20 protein-coding genes are annotated in these 18,486 nt (G+C 65.4%); 12 read left to right on the top strand and 8 right to left on the bottom strand.

The genetic code is table 11. The annotated features are described in order from the left end of the window. Positions 1–125: 125 nt before the first annotated feature. The gene (locus tag OKW30_RS36540) at positions 126–566 is read left to right on the top strand and encodes a hypothetical protein (protein ID WP_090807646.1); all 441 of its coding nucleotides are present in this window, start codon (positions 126–128) and stop codon (positions 564–566) included. A gap of 66 nt (positions 567–632) precedes the next feature. On the opposite strand, the gene OKW30_RS36535 is transcribed toward OKW30_RS36540, so the two are convergent. Continuing rightward, positions 633–1,784 (bottom strand): peptidyl-alpha-hydroxyglycine alpha-amidating lyase family protein, encoded by a 1,152-nt coding sequence (locus OKW30_RS36535; protein WP_429349023.1) that lies wholly within the window; start codon positions 1,782–1,784, stop codon positions 633–635. A 272-nt stretch (positions 1,785–2,056) separates the two neighbouring features. Here OKW30_RS36535 and OKW30_RS36530 point away from each other — a divergent pair, with 272 nt between their 5' ends. Further along, entirely contained in the window at positions 2,057–2,350 is a 294-nt protein-coding gene (locus OKW30_RS36530; protein WP_018423759.1) for a DUF1330 domain-containing protein, read from the top strand. A 47-nt stretch (positions 2,351–2,397) separates the two neighbouring features. Here the strand turns inward: OKW30_RS36530 and OKW30_RS36525 are convergent, their stop codons facing one another. From OKW30_RS36525 to OKW30_RS36515, 3 genes are all read right to left on the bottom strand, one after another. After that, the gene (locus OKW30_RS36525) at positions 2,398–3,249 is read right to left on the bottom strand and encodes a carbohydrate ABC transporter permease (protein WP_184072773.1); all 852 of its coding nucleotides are present in this window, start codon (positions 3,247–3,249) and stop codon (positions 2,398–2,400) included. Further along, positions 3,246–4,136, bottom strand: coding sequence for a carbohydrate ABC transporter permease (locus OKW30_RS36520; RefSeq protein ID WP_429349022.1), 891 nt, complete (start codon positions 4,134–4,136; stop codon positions 3,246–3,248). The genes OKW30_RS36525 and OKW30_RS36520 overlap by 4 nt, the downstream gene beginning before the upstream one ends. A 174-nt stretch (positions 4,137–4,310) precedes the next feature. Then, positions 4,311–5,543, bottom strand: coding sequence for an ABC transporter substrate-binding protein (locus OKW30_RS36515; protein WP_184024371.1), 1,233 nt, complete (start codon positions 5,541–5,543; stop codon positions 4,311–4,313). Positions 5,544–5,861: 318 nt separating this feature from the next. On the opposite strand from OKW30_RS36515, the gene OKW30_RS36510 reads away from it, so the two are divergent. The 4 genes from OKW30_RS36510 (at position 5,862) to OKW30_RS36495 (ending at position 10,103) form a co-directional block, all read left to right on the top strand. Then, on the top strand, positions 5,862–6,671 hold the full coding sequence (locus tag OKW30_RS36510; protein ID WP_429349021.1) for an SDR family oxidoreductase: 810 nt from the start codon (positions 5,862–5,864) through the stop codon (positions 6,669–6,671). Positions 6,672–6,749: 78 nt separating this feature from the next. Further along, complete coding sequence (locus tag OKW30_RS36505; protein ID WP_184072779.1) at positions 6,750–7,832, top strand: ABC transporter ATP-binding protein; 1,083 nt, start codon at positions 6,750–6,752, stop codon at positions 7,830–7,832. A 93-nt stretch (positions 7,833–7,925) separates the two neighbouring features. Continuing rightward, on the top strand, positions 7,926–8,789 hold the full coding sequence (locus tag OKW30_RS36500) for a MurR/RpiR family transcriptional regulator (RefSeq protein ID WP_429349020.1): 864 nt from the start codon (positions 7,926–7,928) through the stop codon (positions 8,787–8,789). Positions 8,790–8,867: 78 nt separating this feature from the next. Next, positions 8,868–10,103, top strand: coding sequence for a YbfB/YjiJ family MFS transporter (locus OKW30_RS36495; protein WP_429349019.1), 1,236 nt, complete (start codon positions 8,868–8,870; stop codon positions 10,101–10,103). A 23-nt stretch (positions 10,104–10,126) separates the two neighbouring features. Here the strand turns inward: OKW30_RS36495 and OKW30_RS36490 are convergent, their stop codons facing one another. The 4 genes from OKW30_RS36490 to OKW30_RS36475 are packed head-to-tail and all read right to left on the bottom strand — an operon-like array spanning position 10,127 to position 13,626. Next, entirely contained in the window at positions 10,127–10,501 is a 375-nt protein-coding gene (locus OKW30_RS36490; RefSeq protein WP_429349018.1) for a GtrA family protein, read from the bottom strand. Then, positions 10,498–11,247 carry a class I SAM-dependent methyltransferase gene (locus tag OKW30_RS36485; protein WP_429349017.1) on the bottom strand — a complete coding sequence of 250 codons (750 nt, stop codon included), beginning with the start codon at positions 11,245–11,247 and terminating at the stop codon, positions 10,498–10,500. The genes OKW30_RS36490 and OKW30_RS36485 overlap by 4 nt, the downstream gene beginning before the upstream one ends. Before the next feature lie 17 nt (positions 11,248–11,264). Next, the gene (locus OKW30_RS36480; protein WP_429349016.1) at positions 11,265–12,326 is read right to left on the bottom strand and encodes a glycosyltransferase family 2 protein; all 1,062 of its coding nucleotides are present in this window, start codon (positions 12,324–12,326) and stop codon (positions 11,265–11,267) included. Between the two features lie 13 nt (positions 12,327–12,339). After that, positions 12,340–13,626: a glycosyltransferase family 87 protein gene (locus OKW30_RS36475; RefSeq protein ID WP_429349015.1), complete on the bottom strand. Its 1,287-nt coding sequence runs from the start codon at positions 13,624–13,626 to the stop codon at positions 12,340–12,342. A 676-nt stretch (positions 13,627–14,302) separates the two neighbouring features. Between OKW30_RS36475 and OKW30_RS36470 the strand changes: the two genes are divergently transcribed. The 6 genes from OKW30_RS36470 (at position 14,303) to OKW30_RS36445 (ending at position 18,485) form a co-directional block, all read left to right on the top strand. Then, positions 14,303–14,515 (top strand): hypothetical protein, encoded by a 213-nt coding sequence (locus OKW30_RS36470; protein ID WP_184072789.1) that lies wholly within the window; start codon positions 14,303–14,305, stop codon positions 14,513–14,515. A 100-nt stretch (positions 14,516–14,615) separates the two neighbouring features. Beyond that, positions 14,616–14,786: a Flp family type IVb pilin gene (locus tag OKW30_RS36465; protein WP_184024396.1), complete on the top strand. Its 171-nt coding sequence runs from the start codon at positions 14,616–14,618 to the stop codon at positions 14,784–14,786. A gap of 68 nt (positions 14,787–14,854) precedes the next feature. Beyond that, complete coding sequence (locus OKW30_RS36460) at positions 14,855–15,025, top strand: Flp family type IVb pilin (protein WP_184024399.1); 171 nt, start codon at positions 14,855–14,857, stop codon at positions 15,023–15,025. A 30-nt stretch (positions 15,026–15,055) separates the two neighbouring features. Continuing rightward, positions 15,056–15,598: an A24 family peptidase gene (locus OKW30_RS36455; protein WP_184072791.1), complete on the top strand. Its 543-nt coding sequence runs from the start codon at positions 15,056–15,058 to the stop codon at positions 15,596–15,598. 36 nt (positions 15,599–15,634) lie between these two features. Beyond that, positions 15,635–16,459 carry a Flp pilus assembly protein CpaB gene (gene cpaB / locus OKW30_RS36450; protein ID WP_429349014.1) on the top strand — a complete coding sequence of 275 codons (825 nt, stop codon included), beginning with the start codon at positions 15,635–15,637 and terminating at the stop codon, positions 16,457–16,459. 112 nt (positions 16,460–16,571) lie between these two features. Beyond that, on the top strand, positions 16,572–18,485 hold the full coding sequence (locus OKW30_RS36445; protein ID WP_429349013.1) for a type II and III secretion system protein family protein: 1,914 nt from the start codon (positions 16,572–16,574) through the stop codon (positions 18,483–18,485). Position 18,486: the final 1 nt, after the last annotated feature.

Genomic DNA, 18,486 nt, shown 5'->3' with positions numbered 1-18,486 from the left:
TCACCGCAAAAACAACGCCCCATTCATTTTGTTACACGTCTTACCGCCACGGACTGTCGAGGTTACAAAGCCCTTTCCGAAGCCCCGCTATACTCGGCGCCGTCTCACTAAAACAAAGACCCGATATGTCGAAGAAAATCATCCAGATGGTTGCCGTGGCTGCATTGAGCGCCGCGGCGTCGTTGCCGGCACTCGCCGGTGATATGAACAACATGCTCGGTGGCGCGCTCGGCGGCGTCGCTGGCGCGGCAGTCGGCGGCGCGGTGGGCGGCAGCACCGGCGCGGTGATCGGCGGCGCGGTGGGCGGCGGGGCGGGCGGCGCGGTCACGTCGAATCGTCGCGAACGTACCGGCGCGATCATTGGCGGCGCGCTCGGTGGCGGGGCGGGCACCGCGGCCGGCAACGCGATGGGCGGCCGCACCGGCGGCCTGGTCGGCGCCGCGCTCGGCGGCGGCGCGGGTTCGGCGCTCGGCGGCAACATCTCGCGCTCGAACTCGTATGCCAACGACTACTCGCGCGGCCACCAATCGGGCAAGCACCATCACAAGCATCGTCGTTACGACTGAGACGGCTTGACATCGACAGGGCCGGTCCGCGTCCGCATCACGGACGAACGCGGCGGCCCTCGTCCATCACGCATGCAGAACCAGTTTCTGAATACGCCAGTTCAGCAACTCGGCAACGAATAATACGTTTTCCGAAGGACACGCCATCTCGTGAATCCAGCCGAACTGCTTCGGCTGTTTGCCCGCTTTTCCAAGCACACCGAGCACTTTGCCGTCGAGCGTCATCTTGTAGATGCGGCCCGGAAACGCGTCGGCGCTATAGAGCACCTGATTCGGTCCCGGCGAGATGCAGATCGCCCAAGGCGAGCCCGGCGCGAACGTGCCCGCCGCGAGGTCCGCTTCGCTCGGCATGTTGCCGATCGCGGGGCGCGCGTCCGGCGGCACCGGTACGTCGATCGTGAACTGGCGCAGGAACGTGCCCTCGGTATCGAACACCTGGATGCGCCGGTTGCTGCGATCGGCCACATAAACGTGGTCGTGCGCATCCACCGCGATGCTATGCGGCGTATGGAACTGCCCCGGTCCCGTGCCGCGATCGCCCCATGACTTCAGCCAGTTGCCGTCGCGATCGACCTTCGCGACGCGCGAGTTGATGTATCCGTCGCTGATATAGGTGTTGCCCGCCTTGTCCCACGCGACGTCGGTCACCTGGCGAAAGCGTCCGGGTTCGGAGGGCAGCGGCGGATTCGGATGCTTGAGCGGCGCGGTCTCCTCGTCCGATGCTTCCTGCTTGCGGCCGAACACCATCGCGACGCGTCCGTCCGGCGTGAACTTGATCACCATGTCCGAGCCCTTGTCGGTGACCCAGATGTTGTCGTGCCGGTCCACCTTCACCGTGTGCGCGAACGACCACGCATACAGGTTGTGGCCGATCTCGCGCACGAAGCGTCCATCGGGCGCGAACTCGAGCAGTTGCGCGGCGGCCGCGCCATATGCGGGGCCGGTGGTGTTGCCGCGCGACAGCACGAAGATATGGCCATGCGAATTGAGCGCGACGCCCGAGCATTCGCCGAAGTACCTGTCGTTCGGCAAACGTACGGGGTTGGCAATCGAGTCATAAGCAATCGTGGGCACGGCCGGTGTGTCCGCGGCGAACGCCGGCGGCATGGCGAGTCCGGCGGCGCTACCCGCAAGCAGGCTCATGAAAGTCCGTCGGCTCATCGCCCGGTGGTCGGGACCGCCGCAGCATGCACAAAACGACTCGTATCGCTCGCTCATTCGTTGTCTCCTTTGGTCCATCGCTTGAAGTGTGCAAAGGCAAGCCTAGTGCACAAAACGTTTAATGGCTAAATCGTTTTGGCGATGCTGAAAGAGACGCTTCCCGTTATGCGCGATCATGTGCTAGTGGTGGCAGATGCTGTCCAGGTCGCGGCGCGCGGCGGCGCGGTACCGCTCGGCATCGCGAGCCAGCCCGCTTTGCTACTATGTAAGACCGCGACTGCTTAGGTCCGCTTTAGTCCCGCGTTGGTCCATCACACAAGGAGATTCGAATGAGCAAAGGTTATTGGGTGTCGTCGTACCGCAAGACGAACGATCCGCAGAAACTGGCCGCATACGCGCAACTGGCCCCGGCCGCGGTGGCGGCGGCGGGCGGCAAGTTCCTCGTGCGAGGCGTGGCGGACGAGGCGCGCGAGCAGGGCCTCAAGGAGCGCACGGTCGTAATCGAGTTCCCGACGTACGAGGCGGCCGTCGCCGCTTACGAAAGCGAGGAGTACAAGAAGGCGCTGGCCGCATTGGGCGATGGCGTCGAACGCGATCTGCGCATCGTGCGCGGCACCGACTGACGCGCGACCCGCAAGCGAACACTGCGCGGCACGCGCCGCGCAGTCACTCACTTCACCGCGCCGAGCGCGAGCCCCTTCACCATATAACGCTGCAACCACGCAAACACGATCGAAACCGGCAACGTCGCGCACAAGGTCGCGGCCATCACCAGATGCCATTCGACCACGTACTTGCCCGCGACCATATCGGTCACCTGCACGGTCAGCGTCTTGTTTTCCGGCGAGCGGATCAGCGTATAGACGATCGCGAACTCGTTCCACGCATTGATGAACGTGAAGATGGCGGTCACGACGATCGCCGGCACCGCGAGCGGCAGAAACACCTTGAACACCGCGCGCGCGCGGCTGCAGCCTTCGAGCCACGCGGATTCCTCGAGATCCTGCGGCACGGTCTGAAAGTACGACGACAGCATCCACACCGCGAACGCGATATTGAACGCCGCGTACGACACGATCACGCCGATCCTCGAATCGACCAGGTTACCGTCGCCCCACGGAATCATCGCCGCGAGCCGGAATAGGCCGACCACCAGCAGGATCGGCGACAGCATCTGCGTGACGAGCAGGAACTGCCGATACAGGCCGCGTCCGCGAAACGGGAAGCGCGCGAGCGCGTAAGCGGCGGGCAGGCTCACCGCGAGTGCGAGCGCGGTGGACAGGAAACTGATGATCGTGCTGTTGCGCAGCGCGACGCCGAAGTTGGCCGCGTCCCACATGTCGATGAAATTGCGCCACTGCCACTGCACCGGCAGCCAGCGCGCCGGATAGACGAAGATCTCCGAGGCCGGTTTGACCGCGGTGAAGAACATCACCGCGAACGGAAACAGGATGACGATCACGAGCGGCGTCAGCGCGATCCAGCACCACAGCGAGCGTTTCGTTTTCGCGCTCAGACTCATGATGGCACTCCTTCTTTCGCGCGTTGCAGACGTAGATAAGCGATCGAGAACACGAACAGCATCACGAGCATGATCAGCGAAACGGCGGCCGCTTCGCCGGGACGTCCGAGTCGGAAGCCGAGTTCGTACAGGTAGGTGACGAGGATGTGCGTGCTGTTGTCGGGGCCGCCTTGCGTCATCACCCAGATGATCGGAAACGAGTTGAACACGTAGATCACGTTCAGCAGGATCGCCATGTTGATGAACGGGCGCAGCAGCGGCATCGTCAATTGACGGAACTGCTGCCAGGCGCTCGCGCCGTCGATACGCGCGGCTTCGTAGATATCGCTTGGCACCGAAGACAGGCCGCCAAGAAAAATCGTCACCGTGAACGGAATCGACACCAGAATGCCGACCGCGATTTCGACGGGGAACGCGAACTCGGGCGTCGCGAGCCAGTGAATCGGCCCGCCGATCAGGCCGAGCCGCTGCAGCGTGACATTGACCATGCCGTAGTCGTCGTTGAAGGCCCAGCGCCAGACGACGGCGGTCATCGTCAAAGAGACGGACCACGGCAGCATCACGATCGTGCGCGCCACGCCGCGGCCGTGAAACTCCTGGTTCAGAATCAGTGCGACAGGTACCGAGATCAGCACCGTGCCGCCCACCACGCACACGGTCCAGATGATCGTGCGGCGTACCGAAGCGAGAAACACCGGGTCCTCAAACACGTTGACGAAGTTCTGCGCGCCGGTGAAGTCGCGGATCGCGCCGAAGCGCGATACCTCATGCAGCGATTGCCACACGATGTTGAAAATCGGATAGCTGATGATGAACAGCGCGAGCACGAGGCTCGGCGCAATCAGCAACCAGGGCGCCTGCGCGCGCGAAGAAACGGAACGGCTCATGCGTGCTCGATCGTAAGACGCGCCCGCTCTCTGGCGGCGGGCACGACGGAATGGGCCGGAGGGTGCATCGTGCTGCATAGGCTCGAATGTGGGAGTGGCGCGGCGCAACGCGCGGCGCTTGAGCTACGGCGCCGCGCGTCCCCTGTTCGTCTCGTTACTGTCAAAAGCCGCGTATCAGTGACCGAGCGACTTGTTCGCCTGCGCAGCGGCCGCATTCAACGCTTCCGCCGGTTGCGCCTTGTTCAGGTAGATCGCCTGCATCGCGTCGGTCACGGCCTTCGCGGTGTCTTCCCAGCCGGTCACGGTCGGCGCGAAGTGAGCGGTGGGCAGCAACGCGATGAATGCCTTGACGTCCGGATCGTTGAACGCCGGGTCGGTCGCTTCGGCCTTCGTGGTCGGCAGGAAGCCTTCGGTCGTCGTGAACTCGACGCGCGGTTCCTTCGTGAACAGATAGTCGAGGAACTTCCACGCGGTCTTCTTTACCTTCGAGTTCTTGAACATCACGATCGAGTCGGTGACCGCGTAGGTGGCGTGCGTCGTGCCCATCGGCAGCGGATCGATGCCGTACTTCAGGTTCGGCGCTTCCTTCTTGATCTGCTTGGCGAGGAACGGCGCGGAGATCACCATCGCGACGCGGCCCTGCTTGAACAGGTTCTGCACGTCTTCGCGGCTATAGCCGGTGACGCCCGGTTGCGTGAGGCCCTGGTCGATCATCTGCTTGTACATCGTCGCGGCCTTCACGCCCGCCGGCGAATTGAACGCGGCCTTGCCGTCCTTGCCGACCACGTCGCCGCCCATCGTCCACAGCGCGTAGTAAAAGTAGACGTCGGTTTCGATTTCCTTGCCTTGCAGACCGAAGCCGGCGATGCCTTGCGCCTTCAGCTTCTTCGATGCATCGATCACTTCATTCCAGGTCTTCGGGCCGTCGGGGTAGCCGACCTTCGCGAGCAGATCCTTGTTGTAGTACAGCGCGCGCGCGGAAGCGGCGATCGGCAGGCCGTAGGTCTTGCCGTTGATCTGGCCAGGCGCGAGGAACGGACCGATGAAGCGGGCCTTGAAGTTCGCGTCCATATAACCGTCGAGCGGCTCGGCGACGTCGTCCTTCACGAAGTCGAGCAGCCAGCGCGTGCCGACGATCGCGAGGTCCGCGTTGGCGCCGCCGGAGATGTCCGTTTGCAGCTTCTGTTGCAGCGTGTCCCAGTTCACGTCTTCGATCTTGATGGTCGTGCCGGGGTTGGCCTTCTCGAAGTTGCGGGCCATTTTCTCGAAGTACGGCGCGGTCGCGTCGCTGTAGTGAGCGACCGTCACGCGGACCGTCTCGGCATGGGCCGAGACGGCGATACCTGCAAACGCGAGCGCCACGGCGACTTTGCCTAGCGCGAGGGAAGCACGGGCATGCAACGACATTTTTCTCTCTCCTGTGGGTGGTTTGCCGCCGTCGCCGGCCGCCTTGGGTAAATTGTTTGAAAAAATCCTACATGACGCAAAATAGCTTGTCACGTAGGGTCTGCGATATTTTTTCTCGGGCTGTTTTGTGCCTAAGATACTGTAAAACATGGGGTATTCTGCACTGCGCGACGGGATTGGAAACCCACTCTTCGGGATGACAGCAGTCGTCGCGAGCCGGATATGTAGGAAATTTACAGCGTTGCGCGTAGCGCGAGCCGGGTGGCGGACGGCGCCGGCAAGACGGCCGAAACGGCCAGGCCAACGAGCGAGGAACACATGGATCGTGTCGTATTGGTAACGGGCGCATGCGGCGGTATCGGCAGCGTGTTATGCGAGCGCTTCGTCGAGGCGGGTGACACCGTGCTCGCGCTCGACATCGACGCGACCGCGCTCCAATCATTGAGCGCGCGACTCGGCGCGCAACGGGGCGCGCAACGGGGCGCGCAACAGGGCGCGGACCAGGTCGTGCCGGTCGCGGTCGATCTCGGCGACGCCGCTGCGGTGCAGCACGCGGTGGCCGCGGCGGTCGCGCAGCGTGGACCGGTCGACGTACTGGTCGCGAACGCGGGCGCGGCGCTCGGCGCGTCGCTCGCGACCACCGACGCCGCAAGCTGGCAGCGCGACATCCATCTGAATCTGAACGGCACGTATCACACGGTGGAGGCGGTGCGCGCGTCGATGATCGAACGGCAGCGCGGCGCGCTCGTGCTGATCGGCTCGGTGAACGGTCTCGCCGCGCTCGGTCATCCGGCATATAGCGCCGCGAAGGCCGGCCTGATCAGCTACACGAAGGCGCTCGCGATCGAGCTGGGCCGCTTTGGCATTCGCGCGAACATCGTGTGTCCGGGCACTGTGAAGACGCAGGCGTGGCAGGCGCGTGTCGAGAAGAATCCGCAGGTGTTCGAGGAACTGAAGAAGTGGTACCCGTTGCGCGACTTCGCGACGCCCGACGACATCGCCGATGCGGTGCTGTTCCTCGCATCGCCGCAAGCGCGCGTGATCACCGGCGTCGCGTTGCCGGTCGACGGCGGCTTGATGGCGGGCAACCGCCTGATGGCGCAGGAGCTGACGCTCGAGTCGTTCTGAGCTGCGCGCGGCGCGTGCACTACGATACCGGCAATACAACATCGGCAATACAACACACAGCAAGACAATGAGGACAGCATGGCAGCAGTGCAACTGAGCGGCATCTTCAAACGCTATGGCGACACCCAGGTCGTGCACGGCATCGATCTCGACATCGACGACGGCGAGTTCGTCGTGCTGGTCGGTCCGTCGGGCTGCGGCAAGAGCACGCTGATGCGGATGGTGGCCGGGCTCGAGGAAATCAGCGGCGGCGATCTGATGATCGGCGGCACGCGCGCGAATACGCTCGCGCCGCAGCAGCGCAACATCTCGATGGTGTTCCAGAGCTACGCGCTGTATCCGCATCTGTCGGTGTATGAAAACATCGCGTTCGGTCCGAGAATCCGCAAAGAATCCTCGGAGAAATTCAAGCCGCGCATCGATGCGGCCGCGAAGATGCTGAACCTCAGTGACTATCTGGACCGCTTGCCGCGCGCACTGTCGGGCGGTCAGCGGCAACGCGTGGCGATGGGCCGCGCGGTGGTGCGCGAGCCGTCGCTGTTCCTGTTCGACGAACCTCTGTCGAATCTCGACGCAAAGCTGCGCGTGCAGATGCGCACCGAAATCAAGGCCCTGCATCAGCGCTTGAAGAACACGGTGATCTACGTCACCCACGACCAGATCGAAGCGATGACGATGGCCGATCGCATCGTCGTGATGAACGCGGGACGTATCGAGCAGATCGGCCGTCCGCTCGAACTCTATGACCGGCCGGCGAATCTGTTCGTCGCGAGCTTCCTCGGCTCGCCGTCGATGAATTTCGCCGAGGGCGTGATCGTCAATCGCACGCAGGGTGCGGGCCTCGCGTTGAAGCTCGCGGACGGCAGCGAGGTCGCGCTCGAACGCACGCCTGCGTCGGCTGTGGTCGGTGCGAAGGCCACGCTCGGCGTGCGGCCCGAGCACGTCGAGATCACGACGCAGATACCGGATGCCGCGCTCGACGTCGAAGTGATCGAGCCAACTGGCGCCGAAACGCACTTGTACGGGAAAATAGGCGGCGCTTCGTGGTGCGTGACCACGCGCGAGCGCTCGAAGATCGAGCCCGGTCAGCGTGTCGCGCTGCGTCTGCCGGCCGAACACATCCATCTGTTCGATACGGAGAGTGGACGCAGGCTGGTCTGAACCGCGTGCGGCTTGAACTTTGATCAGGCCGATTGAGCCGAACAAGCTGCGAGCGACGCGGATCCATATGAAACAGCCCCTAAGGAACACCGGGTGTCCGCACCGAACTTGATTCCCCACATCCGCAGCGCACTCGCGAGTCTGCGGCCCGCCGAGCGCAAGGTCGCCGACATGGTGCTCGCCGACGTCGACTTCGCGATGCGCGCGAGCATCACCGAACTCGCGCAGCGCGCCGACGTGTCCGAGCCTTCCGTCACGCGTTTTTGCCGCGCGATCGGTGCGCACGGTCTGCGCGACTTCAAGATGCAGCTCGCGCAGAGCGTCGCGGGCGGGCTGCCGTATGCATCGACCGCGGTCGCGCGCGACGACGACGTGCAGACCTTGATGGACAAGGTCGGCGAAGCGGCGATCGACGGCATCACGCATGCGCGCGGCGCGCTCGATCCTGCCGTGCTCGAAAGCGCGATCGCGGCGCTTTCGAGCGCCCGGCGCGTGTTTTTCTTCGGCGTGGGCTCAGGCTCGGGGCTCGTCGCGCAGGACGCGGCGCTGCGTTTTTTGCGCATCGACATCGCGGCGGCCGCGTTTACCGATGGTCATTTGCAGCGTCTATACGCGGGTCTGATGGAGCCGGGCGACGTCGCGTTTGCGATCTCGCATTCGGGGCGCAGCGTCGAAGTGAATGAAAGCATCCAGATCGCGAAGGAGCGCGGCGCGACGACGATCGCGCTGACCAACGTCGGCTCGCGACTCGCATGGCTCGTCGATATTCCGCTGCTGCTGCGCGTGGCGAGCCCGATCGATCCGAACACGCCGGGCGTGTCGCGGCTCGTGCATCTGTGCATCATGGATGCGCTCGCGATCGGCGTCGCGCTGAAGGCCGGGCCCGAGACGCTGGAAAAGATGCGCCACGCAAAGGCGCGGCTCGCGCCGCATGAGCCGGAAGGGGCGGGCGGGTAAGGCGCGCACATTCCGCGACTTTCGTCGTCGCTCCAGCTAGAATCGGCTCGCAGCGTTCCCGTTTACGTCCGTCCGCCCATGTCCTCCCGTTCTGCCGACACCGCATCGCACGCGCCATCAACGACCACCGCCGAACGTGTGCCGACCCTGCTGCTGGCCGCCGCGCTATCGCTCGGCAGCGCGACAGCGCTCGGCTTCGCGCGCTTCGCGTACGCGCTGCTGTTGCCGTCGATGAAACTCGACCTCGGCTGGAGCTTCGCGCAGGCCGGCGCGATGAACACCGCCAACGCGCTCGGCTATCTGCTCGGCGCGCTCGTGTTTCCGCGCCTCGCGCGCCGCTGGTCGGCCGGCGCGCTGTTCGCGGCCGGTTGCGTGCTGACCGCGCTGCTGATGGCCGGCAGCGGCCTCACCGCCGCCACGCATGCGCTGCTGACGCTGCGCGTGATCACCGGTGCGAGCAGCGCGGCGATCTTCATCGGCGGCGGCGTGCTTGCGGCGCGGCTCGCGTCGGCGCGACCGCGCGACGCGGGACTCGTGCTCGGTCTGTATTACGGCGGTACCGGCTGGGGGATCGTCGCGTCGTCGGTGCTGGTGCCGGTGACGATCCTTGATGCCGCCCACGGCTGGCAATTCGCGTGGTTCGCGCTCGCGGCGGCCTGCGCGCTGTTCGCCGCGGTCGCGATCGGCGCGTCGCGCAGAATCGAGCGCGCGTACACGAGCGCGGCGGCTGCGGCGCATGCGGCCGGCGCCACCCCTGCCCCGGGCTGGCCGCACTTCGCGGCCGCGCTCGCGGGCTACGGACTGTTCGGCGTCGGCTATATCGGCTACATGACGTTCATCGTCGCGCTGCTGCGCAACGCCGGCATGAGCGCGGCGGTCGTCACCGGTTTCTATCTACTGCTCGGCGCGGCGACCGTGGTGTCGGCGCGGATCTGGTCGACGCTGCTCGATCGCATGCGCGGGGGCCAGGCGCTCGCCCTGCTCAACGCGCTGCTGGCGATCGCGACGCTGCTGCCCGCGCTCTTCACGCAGCCGTGGGTCGCGTTCGTTTCGGGCGCGCTGTTCGGTGCGACGTTCCTGTCGGCGGTCGCGTCGACGACCGCGTTCGTGCGCCACAATCTCCCCGCGAGCCACTGGGCGAAGGGCATCAGCGCCTTCACGATCGTGTTCGCGTTCGGGCAGATCGTCGGGCCGGTCGTGATCGGCTGGGTGTCGGATGGCGCCGGGCTCGCGCGCGGGCTCGTGTATTCGGCGCTGCTGCTGGCGGCCGGCGCGGTACTCGCGGCGTGTCAGAAGGCGTTGCGCGCGACGTGAGTCGCCTTGTGCGTGCTTCGTATTCAGCGATACGTCCAGCACCGATGCGCGACGAACGTGAGCGGCGGCACCACGCACACGACGAGCGCGATACCGAGCGCGGGCGGCCCGCCCGCAAGCTCCGTCAGGTGCGATACGAGCGCGGTCGACGTCAGGCCGCCCAGCGACACGACCACGAACCGCCCAGCGTTCAGCAACGCAGGCAGCGCAGAAAAACTCCAGAACGTGTTCAACAGATAAGAGGCCGCCGTCGCCCAGGTGAACGCGATCGCGTTGGCCCACGGCGGCGACATGCCGGCGTCCGCGATCAGCGTCAGCGCAATGCATACATGCAGGCCGGTCGCAATGACGCCGCTCGCGCCAAAGCGCATCAGCCTGACCCGTTCGACCGGCGTCATCGCGACCCTCTGTCGCGCTTGCGCAGGATCGCGAACAGCGATACGCCATAAGGCAGCGGCGCATGCGCGAGCCAGTGGCGCTCGGCGCTGAAGATGCGGTACAGCGCCGCGTTGAGCAGCCACGGCGGAATCGCGTCGCCGCTCGAATGTTTGCGACGCAGCAGCCGGTCGGCCCAGCGCGCGGCCACCGCGACCGGATACAGCAGCGTGTTGAAATAGCTGATGCGTTCGACTTCGTAGCCGGCCACGACCGCGCAGCGCATCAGCGAGCCGCGGCTATAGCGGCGGTAGTGGTGGAGGAAAACATCGTGAGCACTCCAGAGACTTTGTCCGGCCGGCACCGTCACGATGATGCGGCCTCCCGGCGTCAGCAGGTCGCGCATGCGCGCGAGCGAGCCGGCGTCGTCGGCGATATGTTCGAGGCAGTCGAAGAAACAGATCAGGTCGAAGCGTTCGCCGTGGAACGGCACGTCGTCGGGGCAGTGGCCCGCGCGGATGTCGAACTGGTTGCCGGTCTTGCGCGCGCTCAGCGCCCGAGCGGTCGGGTCCATCTCGAGGCCGCTGACGGCGCCGAAGCCGGCCAGCATGTCGAGGTTGCCGCCGGTGCCGGAGCCCACTTCGAGCACGCGTGCGCGACGCGGTAACGCGAGCCGTTCGAGCAGCGTGCGCAGCACGTCGCGCCGCGCGCGAAACCACCAGTGCCCGGCTTCGGTCTTGGCCATTTCGAGGTAGGCATCGGGAGACATGGTGGACTCCTCCGATTTCAGTGGCCGACTACGCGAAACCGCGGCGCGGCACGCCTGCGTGTCAGTTCGACGCGCGCCACGTGCGCCGCGCGCGCATCCTGACGCACGCCCGGCAACATGCTGACCTTGCTCTTCGCCTGATAGCGACGCCGCACCAGATAAACGGGCCGTTCCTTCGACTCGTAGTAAATGCGCCCGACGTATTCGCCGATCACGCCGATGCCGATCAGCTCGATGCCGCCCATGAACAGCATCACCGAGATCGTGGACGCGTAACCGGGCACCGGATTGCCCGACCACAGCGTGCGGCCGATCACGAACCCGCCGTAGACGAACGCGAGTGTCGCGATCGACAGTCCGATATAAGTCCAGCTGCGCAACGGTACCGTGCTGAAGCTCGTGATGCCTTCGAGGGCGAAGTTCCACAGCCGCCAGCCGGAGAACTTCGAGTGACCGGCACTGCGCGGCTCGCGTTCGTATTCGACGATCACGGTGCGGTAGCCGACCCACGCGAACAGGCCTTTCATGAAGCGACGGCGCTCCGGCAGGCTGCGCAGCGCGTTGACGACCTGCCGATCGATCAGCCTGAAGTCGCCGACATTCTCCGGCAGCTTCACTTCGGACAGCGCGTTGTGCACGCGATAGTAGAGCGCGGCCGCCGTGCGTTTGGCGAACGTATCGCACAGGCGGTTCGTGCGTTTGGCCGCAACCACTTCGGCGCCCGCGAGCCAATGCTCGACCATCACCGGGATCAGGCTCGGCGGGTCCTGCAGGTCCGCGTCGATCGGAATCACCGCATCGCCGAACGCTTCGTCGATGCCGGCGGTCAGCGCCGCTTCCTTGCCGAAGTTGCGCGTCAGGTCGATCACGCGGATGCGCCGGTCGCGGCCGCTCTGCGCGATCAGCCGATCGAGCGTCGCGTCGCTGCTGCCATCGTTGATGCAGACGATCTCGAAGCGCGTGCCGTCGATCGATTCCAGCACCGGCACGACCGCCGCGAAGAAGCGTTCCACCGCGTCCTGCTCGTTGTAGAACGGCACGACGAGTGAGATCAGCGGCGTGGTTGTATGAGTTGGCATGACGCTTCCCCGTTTATCGAATGATTCGAACCGCGTGCGAATAGGCGAGGGTGGTGCGCTCGCCGCGTTCTTCGTCCATCACGCGCACGCGGCGCACGACGATCAGCAGCACCAGCAGCAGAACGATCGGGCCGATCTGCGGCAACTCGGCCGTGCGGTTGAAAAGTTCATAGACCGGCAGCAGCCACGCGAGCGCAATCACACTCTGCTCGCCGCGCAGCCAGCCTTCGCCGATGCCGAGCGCGGTCAGGCAGGCCGTCGCGATGCCGAGCCACGCCAGTTCGTAGTGCCACACGTAGGGGTTCGTCAGCAGCGTGGCGACGACGAGACTCGCCGCGCGCAGCCGCGTGTCGCGCGTGTTTCGCCACACCTGCCATGCGGCTGCCGCGGCGATGAGCCCGACGCAGGCCTGGGCCGCAAAGGCCGCGGCGATCGGCGCACCGCCCTCGCGCAGCACCGCGAACGCGGTCGGCGACGCGAGCCAGTAGCCGCGGCATTGCTCGAGCAGCGTCTCACGCGCAATGCCGGTGTTGACGAAGAAGAGCCGCACCGATTGCACGCCGCATATCAGCACGCTGAACGCGCCGAACAGCGCCGCGCTGAACGCGGCGGCCGCCAGCGTGCGCCATGCGCGTGCGGCAATCAGCACGAGCGGAAACAGCACGGCCATCTGCGGCTTGATCGCGAGCAGACCGAGGCACAGCCCCGTGCGTACCGGATGCCGCCGGAGCCAATGCAGCGTGAGCGCGGCGATGCCGGCGGTCAGCAGCGAGTTCTGGCCGAAGATGGCTGGCACGAACACGCACGGCGAGGCCGCGACGACCAACCATGCGAAGCGCGAGCCCCTGAAGCTGTCGGCAAGGCCCGACACGCGCAGCGTGCCCGCGCTGAGCAGCGCGATGCCGCCGCCGACGAACACGAAGTACATGACGAGCTGCGGTAACAGCGCGAGCGGCGCGATCAGCAGGAGGAACGTCGGCGGATAAAGCCAGGGCATCACGCTGTCGTGGCTCACGTTCGTGAATAGCGCGCGCTGTAGCTTGTCGAACGACGCATGGTCATAGACCTGCATGGCCGAACCGTGCAGCAGTCCATACGAGGCCGACCAGAAAATCGAAAAATCCTCACCGGGACGCGTGAGCCGCGGGTCGGTGAAGCCGTGGCTCGCATAGGCCCACAACGCGATGATCCCCACGTACAGTACGCACATCCCACAGCAGTAGAAGACGATACGCTCGGGCGTAAGCCAGCCGTGAATCTCGCTGTCGCCGCTGCGCATGCGTAGTTGTGATGCGTACATGATCCCCGCCCCCCGCGTGATCCGGATCGGGTCTATCGACCCGCCGTTCGTTCTGTTTATAGGTTCCGTCTTGTATGTGTCGGCGCGCGACATCGAATTAAAAACCGTGTCGTTGCGCTGAACCGGTCAGCTCATTGTTGGCGGAAATTGATGCGACTTTCAAGCTCGCGTTTTCCTGGCCGCGAGCCGCGCACTGCCGACTCCGCCAAATAGCGGGCCAAACGGCCAGTCTTATGTGCGCCAACGCACCAAGCCGTCTCGCCGATGAGACGCTTTGGACCGGCGCGCCCTTCGGGAACGGCGATTTTTCGATGGAATTTCATTTTTACCGGACTAGGGAAAGTCCTGGGAAAAAAATGCCGAGCCTTGCCCGGCGGGGCATTACGCGATCCGCGAAGTGTTCGGCGGGTCAGGCAAAACGTTGCGCATTCGGACATTTCGGACGCGAATACGGCGGGAGGCTGGAGGCCAGTCGGCTCGAACCCGCGTCATTACGCTGTTTTCGCAAAGCTGGTCCCGTCCTTGCGATAGGGAGTGCGCGGAAGTCGACGGCACGATGCTGCGGACCTGAACAGGCAGCACACCATGGCGAGAGAGAGGGAGCCAACGTCGACTGACTAGCGGGTGCCGGCCTCGAGCCGACGCCAAGAAAAAAATCACGAAAGACGGGGGATGTATGCACAACAAGATCACGCGACTGCGCGGCGATACCAGGCCCGTGTGCCGCGCACATCGTGCGGCCATGCTGCGCCAGCGGCACGCGGCCGCGATGCTGCGGCTCGCCCGGCAGCTGCCGCTTCACTTTCCCCGTTTCCTCCAGTTCGTGTCGCCCAGCGTTGCGACCATGCGGATCAAACACCGCGCGACGCTGATCGGGCGGCGAAACTAGCCAGCAGCTTCCCGCATTTCCCTGCAGTACCCGCAGTCCCATCGCCCACGCCAATCCTGGTAACGGGTTCCATTAGTTAGTCTTCCAGAGGAGTCGAATCATGAAGAACATCATCGCTGCCGCAGCCCGTTTCGTTCGTGACGAAGACGGCGTGACCGCCATCGAATATGGGCTGCTCGCCGGCCTGATCGCGCTGTTGATCATCACCGGCGTGACCACGCTCGGCCAGCATCTGCAGACGATTTTCAACAACCTCGCTGACTCGGTCTGAGTCAGCGAGTCGACGGACGAACCTCGCGATTCGTCCGTCCCCTTCCCACTGGAAAAAGGAGGTCTGTCATGAAGAACCTGATTGCTCGCGCAGCACGTTTCATTCACGACGAGGACGGTGTGACCGCCATCGAATACGGCCTGCTCGCCGGCCTGATTGCACTGCTGATCATCGGCGGCGTGACCACGCTCGGCACCAACCTCAGCGCGATCTTCAACAATCTCGCTGACTCGGTCTGACGCGGCTCAATCATCCTTGACGAGGTCATCATGACGCTGCCACCTCTGCCGCCACATCCTGTACCGCTGTGCGTGATCGTGCTGGCGATCGTGGCCGCGAGCACGGACATAAGCGCGCGGCGCATTCCGAATCGCCTGATCTCACTCGGACTCGCCGTCGCGCTTGCCGTGCAGATGTCGATTCAGGGGCCGCTCGCCGGCGCGCTCGACTGGTTGATCGGGGCGGCGTGCGGCCTCGCTTTGCTGTTGCCGTTCTATCTGCTGGGCGGCATGGCCGCCGGCGACGTGAAGCTGCTGATGATGATCGGCGCGTGGGTCGGACCCGCGCTGACCTGGCGGATCGCGGTTGCCACTTTTCTGCTCGGCGGGCTCTGGTCTCTGCTGATCGTGCTGCGCCGCGGCCGCTTCGCGCGCGTGCTCGCGAATCTGCGGCAACTGCTCGGCGGCCTCGTCGTCGCGCCGCTCGGACAGCCAAACCTGATCGATGCGCGGTCCGGATCGGTCGGGTCGATTCCCTACGGCGTCGCGATCGCGGCCGGAACCCTCGGAATGCTGTTCGCGGCCGCGCTATAGCCGGACGTTTCCACTGAACGATGCGGGAGTGTTGCCATGAAAAACAGTCGGGCTTTAGTGATGCTGACGATCGCCGTGCTGGCGGGCCTCGCGGCCGTGAGTTTCGCGTCGCGCTGGCTGCTGCAGACGTCGTCGGGCGCGGTGACGTCGGTTGCGGTGGCGTCGTCGGAAATCAGCCTCGGCCAGCCGCTGAACCAGAACCTGGTCCACCTGGTCAGTTGGCCGACTTCGAGCGTGCCGCCCGGTGCGTTCGCCGACGGCAAGGCGCTCGAAGGGCGCGTGCTGCTGACGAGTCTCGCGCCCGGCGAGCCGGTGCTCGAATCGAAGCTCGCGCCGCAGGGCACGAAGGGTGGCTTGTCAGCGGTGATTGGTGAAGGCAATCGCGCGATCACCGTGCGCGTGAACGACGTGGTCGGCGTCGCGGGCTTCGCGCTGCCGGGCAACTACGTCGACGTGATCGTCAATACGCAGCAGACGAACAAGACCGACACGCCGCAAAGCATCTCGAAGATCGTGCTCGAAAAGATCCTCGTGCTAGCGGTCGCGCAGCAGGTCAGCCGCGATGACACCGCGCCGAAAGTGGTCAACGCGGTGACGCTCGAGGTGACGCCCGAGCAGGCCGAGAAGCTCGACCTCGCGCGCAGCGTCGGCACGCTGTCGCTGGTGCTGCGCAATCAGGTGGACAAGCAGACCCCGAGCACCGGCGGCGCGACCAAGCTGACCTTGCTCGACGTGCCGGCTTCGGCGCCGGCGGCGCCCGAGGTGCATCCGGTGCGCACCCACTATGCGGCGCGTCCGGCGCCCAGGCGCGATTGCGTTGGCGTGCTGTCGGGGGTGACGGGCAGCGTCGAATGTTTCTAGCGCGGTCGCGGCGCGCGGGTTTGCGCGAGTTCACGTCAGGCGCCACGATCTGAATCAGAAGGCCATTAAAAGACGTCTCGGTTCACACCTATCGAGCGACGGGGGCAGCAACATGAAAACACAACAACGGTTCTCATCCGGTGGCGGCAAGCATTGCCGCTCGCTCGGCGGCACGGTGCTCGCCGCCGCGCTATGCGCCGGATTGACGGCCGCACACGACAGCGCGGCACAAACGATGGCCGCCGCGCAAATGCCGCCGGGCTGGGGTGCGCAGACAGCGCCGCTACCGGTCGGCCGGGGCGCCGTGCCGATGCTGGTCAGCAACACGCCGATGCCGACCGGCGCGACGAGCGGCAGGGGGGTCGCCCCCGCGCAGCTGACCGGGCCGAACTGCACCGGCGAGATTCGCGACGAATCGAGCGTGTCGGTGGCAGTCGGCAAGTCGATTCTGGTGCCGCTCGTCGAGGCCGCGCGCAACCGCACGCTCGGCAATCCGGTCGTCGCGCAGGCGACGCTCGTGTCGCAGCGCACGCTGTACGTGGTCGGCATGAGCGTCGGCACCACGAACATGATCGTGCAGGGCCGCAGCGGCGCATGCCAGATCATCGACGTGAGCGTCGGCGTCGATGCCGAAGGGCTGCAACGCACACTCGCGCAATTGCTGCCGAACGAGCGCGGCATTCGCGTGTCGAGCGCGGCCGGCAATCTCGTGCTCGCGGGCCGCGTGTCGAGCGGGCAGGCTGCGCAGCAGGCGATGACCATCGCCGGCGCTTACGCGGGCGCGCAGCCCACCCAGCAAGACCAGGCGAGCACCGCGAGCTTTGGTAACGGCGGCACGATCTCGCAGCAAAGCTCGAGTGTTAGCAAGGGTTCCGAAGTCATCAACATGATGACGGTCGATTCGCCGCAGCAAGTGATGCTCGAAGTAAAGGTCGCCGAGGTGTCGAAGACGTTGCTCAATCAGTTGGGCGCGGCGGTCAACATCCAGGGCGGCTTCGGTTCGTGGACCGGTGCGCTCGTGAGCAGCCTGCTCGCCGGTGTCAGCAGTGGTATCGCGGTGAGCAAGGCGAACAACAGGCCGTTCAATATCGCCGTCGACGCGCAGAAGAGCGACAGCCTCAGCAAGATTCTCGCGGAGCCGAACCTCGTCACGCTGAGCGGCCAGGAAGCGTCGTTCCTCGCGGGCGGCCGGGTCTTCATTCCGGTGTCGCAAAGCAACGGCTCGGGCGGCTCGACGATCACGCTGCAGGAAGAAGAGTTCGGCGTCGGCCTCAAATTCACGCCGACCGTGCTCGCGGGTAGTCGCGTGAATCTGAAGGTCGCGCCGGAAGTATCGGAACTGTCGCCGACCGGCGTCACCGTGTCGGCGAGCGGCACGAGCAACACCTCGGTGCTGCCGCTGATCACGACGCGGCGCGCGTCGACGACGGTGCAGATGAACGACGGCGAGAGCTTCGCGATCGGCGGGTTGATCCAGAACAACATCACCGGCTCGCTGAAGGCGCTGCCCGGCATCGGCGAAGTGCCGGTGCTCGGTGCGCTGTTTCGCAGCACGTCGTTCCAGCAGGATCGCACGGAGCTGATCTTCATCGTCACCGTGCATCTGGTGAAGCCGCTGCCGGCGGGCGACTATCCGCTGCCGACCGATAGCTTCACCGGTGTATCCGACGGCACGGTCTACGCGACCGGCAACATGGAAGGCCGCCGGCCCGCAGCGCAGGCAGCGGGCGCCGCGAACCCGAATGCGCCGCAGATGCCCGCGCAACCGCAAACGCAACCCGCGTTGCCCGCACCGGTTCCGACGCCGGCACCGACCGAAGGCTCGACCGCGCCCGCCGCGCTGCTGCCGCGTGACACCCAGGCGGACCGGCCGGCACCGTCGGCGGCGGTGCCGCCACCGGACAAGACGACAGCAACGGCAGCGTCGGCAGCGCAAGCGCACACCAACGCCGAACCCGCACTCGCCAAAGCCGACGCCGTGAGCCCGGGCTATTCGACGATCAAGGCCGCCCAGCCCAACCCATAAC

It is taken from the genome of Paraburkholderia sp. Clong3, assembly GCF_050436485.1.
Classification (GTDB): Bacteria; Pseudomonadota; Gammaproteobacteria; order Burkholderiales; family Burkholderiaceae; genus Paraburkholderia; species Paraburkholderia tuberum.
The sequence above is the reverse complement of the archived record's forward strand: the minus strand, read 5'-3'. Positions and strand labels throughout refer to the sequence as shown.